5 protein-coding genes are annotated in these 9,358 nt (G+C 32.0%); 3 read left to right on the forward strand and 2 right to left on the reverse strand.

Annotation, left to right across the window (positions count from 1 at the left end; genetic code table 11):
• Positions 1-30 precede the first annotated feature (30 nt).
• Together ACN4EE_RS14425 and ACN4EE_RS14430 are read left to right on the forward strand one after the other, a co-directional pair.
• Positions 31-3,234: a type ISP restriction/modification enzyme gene (locus ACN4EE_RS14425; protein WP_431707150.1), complete on the forward strand. Its 3,204-nt coding sequence runs from the start codon at positions 31-33 to the stop codon at positions 3,232-3,234.
• A 186-nt stretch (positions 3,235-3,420) separates the two neighbouring features.
• Positions 3,421-5,883, forward strand: coding sequence for a macro domain-containing protein (locus ACN4EE_RS14430; RefSeq protein WP_431707151.1), 2,463 nt, complete (start codon positions 3,421-3,423; stop codon positions 5,881-5,883).
• On the opposite strand, the gene ACN4EE_RS14435 is transcribed toward ACN4EE_RS14430, so the two are convergent.
• Positions 5,880-6,107, reverse strand: coding sequence for a DUF433 domain-containing protein (locus ACN4EE_RS14435; RefSeq protein WP_431707152.1), 228 nt, complete (start codon positions 6,105-6,107; stop codon positions 5,880-5,882). The genes ACN4EE_RS14430 and ACN4EE_RS14435 overlap by 4 nt on opposite strands.
• Positions 6,108-6,261: 154 nt before the next feature.
• Positions 6,262-7,461: a phosphoglycerate kinase gene (locus ACN4EE_RS14440; protein WP_431707153.1), complete on the reverse strand. Its 1,200-nt coding sequence runs from the start codon at positions 7,459-7,461 to the stop codon at positions 6,262-6,264.
• A gap of 337 nt (positions 7,462-7,798) precedes the next feature.
• Between ACN4EE_RS14440 and ACN4EE_RS14445 the strand changes: the two genes are divergently transcribed.
• On the forward strand, positions 7,799-9,196 hold the full coding sequence (locus tag ACN4EE_RS14445; RefSeq protein WP_431707154.1) for a glycosyltransferase family protein: 1,398 nt from the start codon (positions 7,799-7,801) through the stop codon (positions 9,194-9,196).
• Positions 9,197-9,358: the final 162 nt, after the last annotated feature.

A 9,358-nucleotide genomic window follows, 5' to 3' on the forward strand; every position in this document is an offset into this window, starting at 1 on the left:
TTTCATATCAGACAAGAAACTTTATCCATTATGTCAAAAACTCTTATCCATCAATATCGCCGAGACTTGGAAAGCCGTAAAAGATACGGCGGTAGCAGTAATGAAAGTTCAATTCGTTACGCTTTTGCTACTTTACTCAACGGTTATTGTAAGCCGAAGGATTTTTTATTGGTGGAGGAGTTGACTATTAACAGTCGTTTCCATAAACCAATTCGTCTCGATGGTATTGTCAAGGATGCTTTGCGTTTGGATTGGGGATATTGGGAGGCAAAAGACGAAAAAGATTCTTTAGACGCTGAAATTGAGACAAAATTCAACAAGGGTTATCCTAACGATAATATTCTCTTTGAAGACACGAAAACCGCCGTTTTAATCCAAAATGGTAACGAAACCCTCCGCATTGATATGGCGGATGATGACGCTTTAGATACTTTACTTAATCAATTTTTAGACTATGAAAGGGCAGAAGTTAAAGACTTTAGAAGTGCCATCGCAAATTTTAGTCAAGATTTACCCACTATAATCGATACTCTCAGAAAACTGATCGATCGACAAGACCCCCACTGCTCTAATTCTGCGGATTGCCCCCCTTCCCCCAATTCTGGGGGAGAATATCAACAAGTACCCAAACTTGGGGATTTAGATGCCCAAAATCAACCATTCATTTTAGCAAGGGATAAATTTCTCAAAGTTTGTCAAGAATCGATTAATCCCGACATCACAATAGATGATATTCGAGAGATGATAATTCAGCACATTTTGACAGAGGATATTTTTACAAATATTTTCAGTGATGCTCAATTTCATCAAGAAAATAACATCGCAAAACAATTAAATGAAGTCATCAAAACTTTCTTTACTGGTAGTGTTAAAAAGAACACTTTTAAAACGATTCAAAGTTATTATAATGCCATTATTCGCACTGCCTCTAGTATAGTTAATCATCAGGAAAAACAGAAGTTTTTGAAAGTAGTTTATGAGAACTTTTATAAAGCCTATAATCCTAAAGAAGCCGATCGACTAGGAATAGTTTATACTCCTAATGAGATAGTTAAATTTATGGTAGAAAGTACTAATCATTTATTAGAAAAACACTTTGATAAAACATTGGGAGATAAGGGAGTAGAAATACTTGATCCTTGTACGGGTACAGGTACATTTATTACAGAAATTTTATACTATTTATTAGATAGAGATATTGAGTATAAATATAGAAATGAGATTCACTGTAACGAGATGTCAATTTTGCCCTATTACATAGCAAATCTCAATATTGAATATACTTATCAGCAGAAAACAGGAGAATATTTAGAGTTTAATAATATCTGTTTAATGGATACTTTAGATCATAGTAATTTCGGCGGAAAACAGTTTGATTTGTTCGCTATGAGTCAAGAAAATACGGAGAGAATTAAGCGACAAAATGAGAGGAAAATCTCGGTAATTATCGGCAATCCTCCCTATAATGCTAATCAAAAAAATGAGAATGATAATAATAAAAATCGGGAATATCCTGATATTGATAAACGGATAAAAGAGACTTATGTTAAAGAAAGTACTGCCCAAAAAACAAAGGTTTATGATATGTATTCTCGTTTTTATCGATGGGCAAGTGATAGGTTAAATGATGAAGGAATTATCGCTTTTATTACTAATTCTTCTTTTATCAATGCAAGAGGTTTTGATGGTTTTCGTAAGAGTGTTAGTCAAGAATTTGACTTTATTTATATCATTGATTTAGGCGGTGATATTCAAGGAGACAATTATACAGGAAATGTATTTAACATTACTTTAGGTATTGCCATTATGTTCATGATAAAAGTTGGTAATCAAGATAATAAAAAACCTTGTAAAATTAATTATTTTATTCCTAAAAATGTTAACTCTGGCGAAGAAAAATTAAAGTTCTTAGCTACAACAAATTTTGAAAAGATGGATTTTGAATCTATCAATCCTGATGATAAAAATAACTGGATTAATCTAACGGATAATGATTTTAATGATTTAATTCCTCTGGTGAGTAAACAGAAAAATAATGAAACGATTTTTAGTATTTATTCTAATGGAGTAGCTACTAATCGGGATGAATGGGTATATGATTTTGATTTCGATAATTTAGTGAAAAAAAGTCAATTTTTTATTGATGAATATAACTATGAAGTTAATCGCTGGATTCAATATAAAGAAGATAATAACTATCAAGATATAAGTAAAGAGTCTAATCCAGTTTTAGACAATTTTTTAGCTGAAAGAAATTTAATCAAATGGAGTAAGATGATAAAAAGAGATAAATTAAGAAAACATAAATTAGGTAATTTTAATATAGAAGATATTAGAAAAAGTCATTATAGACCATTTATTTCAACGTATATTTATTTTAGTTATATTCCTATTGATATAAAAGGTTCACAGCATCTATTTTTCAAAGATAAAACATCGTTAAATAAAGTAATTTGTTTTGCTAATAATCAACAAACAGATATTCTTTTACTATCTATTAATACTCTCTGTGATTTGAATTTTTGTGCAAGAGGTTCTACTTGTTTTGCACTATATAATTATGATGAAAATGGAGAGAGAATTGATAATATAACAGATCATGCACTAGAGAAATTTAGAGAATACTATCATAACGTAAAACGGGCTTCTAGCCCGTCTGACAATAACAGGCAAGATGCCTGTTTTACGGTGAGAGGTATCGAAAAAATTGATATTTTTTATTATGTTTATGGGGTTTTACATAACCCAGAATATCGATCGAAATATGAGTTAAATTTAAAGAGAGAATTTCCGAGAATACCCTTTTATGATGACTTTCATCAATGGGCAAAATGGGGTAAAAAGTTGATGGATTTACACCTTAATTATAGTTCGATCGAGCCTTATAATTTAAAAAGAATAGAATCCCCCCTACTGCTTGATAAAGGGGGGAATAAGATGCCTAAAGTTAAGTTAAAAGCCGATAAAATTAAACATCAAATTATTATTGATGAGGTAACGACTTTAACAGAAATTCCTCCAGAAGTATGGGAATATAAACTAGGAAATCGTAGTGCTTTAGAGTGGATTTTAGATCAATATAAGGAGAAAAAACCGAAGGATAAAACTATAGCAGAAAAGTTCAATAATTATAAATTTGCTGATTATAAAGAGGAGGTAATTGAGTTATTAATGAGAGTGACAACGGTTAGTGTAGAGACGATGAAAATTATCGCAGAAATGAATAATTTATAACCTTTTTAACAGATTTTATCACCTCTTTTTAATTAATAGAATTGCACCGTAAACCGCATTCACTATTCACTATTCACTACTCACTACTCACTACTCACTATTCACTATTCACTATTCACTATTCACTAAATGAAATTGTGGTAAAGTAAGAATGATTCCCTAATCCCTAATTCCTCATTATCAACAGTGGGTAAACTAATTCTTTTCAAACTTGAGTCTGGTAGTTTTGTCAATGGTTTTGATGTCAGTTTACAAATCAGTGAAGACAATCCCGACGGCATAACTCACCCTTTTATTAGCATTACGGGAAAACTTCCCCCTTGTCAACCCATAACTCAACACTATCAGCAATGGCAAGAAAGTTATCGCAGTTTACATCGAAAAGTGAGATTAGGTTCACCTAAAGAACAGGTTATTCATATCACAAAAAATTGTCAAGTTTCCGCACGACAATTACAGGAAACTTTTAAAAATTGGTATCATTGCGAAGTAGAATCTTTTGCTAAAATTAGGGAAAAATTATTAACGGTATTAGATACCCAAGAATCGATTAGATGTTTAATTCAAACTCCCCTTACGGAATTACGTTTTTTGCCTTGGCATTTGTTTTTTGATTCTTTTCTCAATCAATATCCTAAAGCTGAATTAGCTATTGCTCCTGTAGAATATAACACTTTAAATGTTAATTTTAAACAAAATTCTCCTATCAAGATTTTAGCGGTTTTTGGGAACAGTGAAGGCATTAATTTACAGCCCGATCGAGAGGTTTTAAGCAATTTACAAAAAGCTGAAATTATTACCCTAATTAATCCTAGTCGGGAAGAATTATTTACGCAACTTTATGAAGAAGAATGGGATTTATTTTTCTTCGCAGGGCATAGTGGTAAAAATGAGGAAACTTGGCAGGGTAAATTATATCTTAATGAAGAAGATATTATCACGATCGAACAGTTTAATCATGCCTTAAAAAAGGCAATTCAAAAAGGATTAAAATTAGCAATTTTTAACTCCTGTGATGGTTTAGGAATAGCTCAAGATTTAGTTGCCTTACACCTATCCCAAGTTATCGTTATGGGGGAAATGATACCCGATGCCGTTGCCCATGTTTTTATTAAAGAATTTTTAAACAGCTTCGCTGACAATCAACCCCTATATTTAGCCGTGAGACAGGCAAGGGAAAAACTGCAACCGTTGGAAAATCAATTTCCCTGCGCTACTTGGTTGCCTATCATCTGTCAAAATCCTGCTAGTTTACCCTTGACTTGGCAACATTTACAAGGCTTCGACTTTAATCCTCCCCCTCCCGTTTCTTCCCCTCAAACTCCCGTTAATTTTCATCATCTAATTTTTGAGATTTCGATCGAACATACTCAACTCATACTAGAATACAATTCTTTGACAAATTGCGATACAGAAGTGATTGTAAATTACACAGATATAGATTTATCTATGGGGGAAGACATTTCCCAAATTTTATTAACCAAAGGCGGAAAAACTATTAGTAAAGAGTTAGAAAAAAAGAAGGTAAAACAACTAGGGCAAATTTTGACAACTACCGCAGGAAAATTAAACGCTGAGGCAATTTTTCACGGCATAATTTATGATTATCAACACCCAGAATTGACGGATATAAACTTACTTAAAACTCTCATTAATCGTTGTTTAACTTTAGCCGATAGTAGTGGCTTTTCTTCGATCGCATTTCCTGTATTTTTCTCTAATAATTTATTAATTACTCTGGAAAAAGTCGCTATTATTTTAGGAGAAGAAATTACTAAATATGTTCAGGGAGAAACGAAAATTAAACAGGTTAAGGTGATTTTACAAAATACCTCAAATTTGACCAAAAATGTTTTAGATGAACGTTTAAATCGATTTTATCTACAATTCAAGCAATATTTAGAGTTTAGTGCTGATTTGCAATATCGTCATGTTGTTTTAGATGAATTAAAAGAGATTTATCAACAAAGAAAAATGGATTCATCCGTCAGAATTTTAAATCTTTATCAACAACATTTAGAGCAATTTAAACAAAACTGGATTGACAATCAATTAGTCGATCGAAACCTCAACTTAGATTATCATTCTTCTTTAGAAAATATCAGTCAACAAATCACAGAAAAACCCGATAATATAGAAACGTTTTTTTATCAAAATCACCACGAAAAAGCCAGTCAAATTTGGTTAGAATTAACTAACCTTGATGACGAGGAAGAAATCATGATTTTGTTAGATAAATTAGGTACAGATATAGATGGTTTTGCGTGGCTAAATGATCAATATGAATTAGCAATTACTAGCACTATAGCTAAACAAAAAAAAGTTAATGAAATGTGGCAAAATCAAGTAGAAGAATTGAAAAAAGGACAGGAATTATTACAGCAAAAATTATTGAATTTATATGAACAAAAAATTCTGCAAAAGAAAGAAGAAGGCAAGGAAAGAAACCTAATTTTTAGAGAGTATCCTAAAATTAATGTTATAGTAAAACCTGAAGAATTACCCTCTGAATATCGCACGGAAAAAGTGACTTATAGCGCTGATAAAAAAGCCTTAAAAGAAGCGAATAATCAAGGCATTGATATTAGTAAAATAGCTGAGATCGATCGAAATTTAAAAGTCAAATTCGGATTCAAACCGATAAATTAATTAATAAAACTATAAGCAACACTTTCATAATAATATTTAACAGAATAATTTAAAAACATCAGTAAATTTTCTCTTTTTACACTAGGAAAATCATCTAAAAATTCTTCGATCGAATCCCCAGCTTCGAGATAATCAAGTAAATTTTTAACAGGTACACGAGTACCTTTAAATACTGGTATTCCTGAAAGAATTTCTGAATCTTTGACAATTAATTGATTGTTCATTTTTTATACCTCATTCATAAATGTTACCTCTTTTATTTTATAGGAAAACTAGAGATTATTTAATTAATTTAATGATTCAATAATTTTTCTCTACTATCGTTTTGTTAATCATTAAATAACTATTCACTATTCACTATTCACTATTCACTATTCACTATTCGTCTAAAGCCGCAATACCGGGTAACACTTTACCTTCGAGTAACTCTAAACTAGCACCGCCTCCAGTGGAAATATGGCTCATTTTTTCAGCAACGCCTACTTTTTCAACGGCGGCAACGGAGTCTCCACCACCAATAATGGTAATTGTACCTGTTTCGGTTAATCCTGCTAGGGTATGGGCGATGGCTTCTGTACCTTTAGCGAATTTTTCAAACTCGAATACTCCCATAGGACCATTCCAAATAACTGTTTTACAATCAGCTAAGGCAGTTTGGAAAGTTTTAACGGAATCGGGTCCAATATCTAACCCCATCCAACCATCGGGAATGCTATTAATATCAACGGTTTGGGTGTTAGCATCAGGCGCAAAATTGTCAGCTAAAATTACATCGGTAGGTAATAAAAATTCAACTCCTTTTTCTTTGGCTTTCGCTTCTAAGGCTTTGGCTAATTCTAATTTGTCTTCTTCTACCAAAGATTTACCAACACTTAAACCACGCGCTTTGTAGAAGGTGAAAATCATACCACCACCGATGATTAATTTATCACATTTTTCGAGGAGGGTTTCAATAACTCCGATTTTACTAGATACTTTTGAACCGCCAACGATAGCTACTAAAGGACGTTTGGGGGCTTCGATCGCACTTTGTAAAAATTCTAATTCTTTTTCGATGAGAAAACCAGCAACAGAAGGAGATAAATAGTGAGTTACGCCTTCAGTGGAAGCATGGGCGCGGTGGGCTGTACCAAAAGCATCATTAACGTATAAATCAGCGTTACTAGCTAATTTTTTAGCAAATTCAGCATCGTTAGCTTCTTCTTCGTTGTAAAAACGGAGGTTTTCTAATAAAGCAACATCGCCATTGGCTAAAGCATTGACTCCAGAGGTAACAGCATCACCAATACAATCATCAAATTTAACAACAGTTTTGCCTAACAACTCAGAAAGACGAGTGGCAACAGGAGTTAAACGTAAACTTTCTTTAACTTGACCTTTGGGACGACCCATGTGGCTACATAATAAAACTTTAGCACCGTTAGCTGTTAAATGATTGATGGTAGGTAAGGCTGCTTTAATACGGGTGTCATCGGTGATTTGTCCGTTATCCATAGGTACGTTGAAATCCACACGCACTAATACTCTTTTGCCTTCTAAATCAGATTTTGTTAAAGTTGCAATACTTTTTTTTGCCATGACGAAAATTTCCTATATATTAGAATTTTTAAAATAGATCGGTAAAATTTTTTACTCTTTGCAGATTTTACCTAAAATGTAACGAATTGTAAAATAATTTTTGAAATTTTCTGAGAAATAGGCTATGAGTCTTTTAAGTTTACTGGTGAGGATAGGTGTTGGGTTTCAGGTGTCGGGTAGCTGGTTAAAAAATAAAAAATCTTCTCAAGACTGATTCCTGATGGCTATATTTCTGAAAAATAAGGTTAAAAGTCTTAACTTTTTGAGTAAAATTTGTTAAAACTAGGCACTTTTTTGTTAATGTAGTTTGTCTAAATCTTTGACTTTAATACTGACAATGAATGATTTTGATATAGTTATACTATCTAATGGACCGGGAGAAATTACCACATGGGTTTTACCTGTTATTAAACAACTTAAATCTCAATTAAATCATCTTCAAAAAAATATCAGAATTTCCTTAATTTTGTCTCCTTGCCCTCACGCTACAGGTAATGAAATTGAGATTGCTAAGTCATGGCAAGAAATCGATCGAACTCAGTCAGCAGAACATTTTTTTTCCTTTTTATTATGGGGTAAAACTGTTGATAATTGGGATTGGTATAAGCAAGGTTTAGTTATCTTTTTAGGAGGAGATCAATTTTTTACTTTAGTAGTAGCAAAAAGACTCGGTTTTAAGAGTTTAATTTATGCTGAATGGGAAGCCCGTTGGTATCGTTATATTGATTTTTTTGCAGTAATGAATCAAGCTGTTATTAATAAAATACCTGCTCGTTTTCATCATAAATGTACTGTAGTTGGAGATTTAATGGCTGATGTTAGTATCTTAAATGCGTCAGAAAATCAGACTATTAATAATACAATAAAAATAGGTTTATTACCCGGTTCAAAGTCGAGTAAGTTAACTCAAGGTGTTCCTTTTTTAAGTTCGATCGTGGAGTATATTAATCCCCCCCAACCCCCCTTTGAAAGGGGGGAGTATAATGTAGATAATAACTTTAAAAAGAGGGAGTATAATTTTAAAAATAACTTTGAAAGGGGGGAGAATAGTTTAAAAAATAATATTATCAAAAAGGAAAATAGTAGTAATTTAAGTTATAATTTTGAGTTTATTTTACCTGTTGCTCCTACAGTTTCTCTTACTAAATTAGCTAGTTATGGTAATAAAAATAATAATCCTTTTATCGATAAATTAGGTAATGTAACAGTTGAATTAATTGAGGCAGAAAATCAACATTATTTACTCACTTCTGGGGGGGTAAAAATTAGGTTAATTACCAAGTTTCCTGCTTATGATGAGTTGATTAATTGTCATCTTTGTTTAACTACTGTAGGTGCAAATACTGCTCAATTAGGGGCTTTAGCTATACCGATGATTGTCTTAATTCCTCTGCATCAGTTGGAAGCGATGAAATCGTGGGATGGTTTCTTAGGTATTTTAGCTAATTTGCCTTTTGTAGGAGACTTTTTTGCTAAATTAATCAATTCGATCGTACTTAAATTTATTGAGAAAAATAAAAAACTTTATGCTTGGCCCAATTTATGGGCAAAAAAGGAAATTGTACCTGAATTAATCGGTTATTTAACAGTAGAAGAAGTAGGAAATTTAGTCTTAGATTTAGTTAATAATCCAGACAAATTAGAGATAATTAAAAAGAATTTACAAGCCGTTAGAGGAGAATCGGGAGGGAGTATAAAAATCGCCCAAATAGTTGAAAATTTCTTAACCAAATAATTTCAATTATTTTCTGAGCAATTATCAAGCCAAGAGCTTTTAACTGTTAACTGTTAACAGATAGTTTATTATACTTCCTCATATCTACTTATTTTCAAAGATTGACATTTACAAAAAAATATGCTATATTTTAAAAAAGTCGATAACCAAGACTTTAAAAAC

It is taken from the genome of Geminocystis sp. CENA526 (genome assembly GCF_050753365.1).
In the GTDB taxonomy this organism is placed as follows: Bacteria; Cyanobacteriota; Cyanobacteriia; order Cyanobacteriales; family Cyanobacteriaceae; genus Geminocystis.

Coding starts and splice junctions, on each gene's coding strand:
- ACN4EE_RS14425 (WP_431707150.1), top strand. CDS start 31: ATGTCAAAAACTCTTATCCATCAATATCGCCGAGACTTGGAAAGCCGT.
- ACN4EE_RS14435 (WP_431707152.1), bottom strand. CDS start 6,107: ATGAACAATCAATTAATTGTCAAAGATTCAGAAATTCTTTCAGGAATA.
- ACN4EE_RS14440 (WP_431707153.1), bottom strand. CDS start 7,461: ATGGCAAAAAAAAGTATTGCAACTTTAACAAAATCTGATTTAGAAGGC.
- ACN4EE_RS14445 (WP_431707154.1), top strand. CDS start 7,799: ATGAATGATTTTGATATAGTTATACTATCTAATGGACCGGGAGAAATT.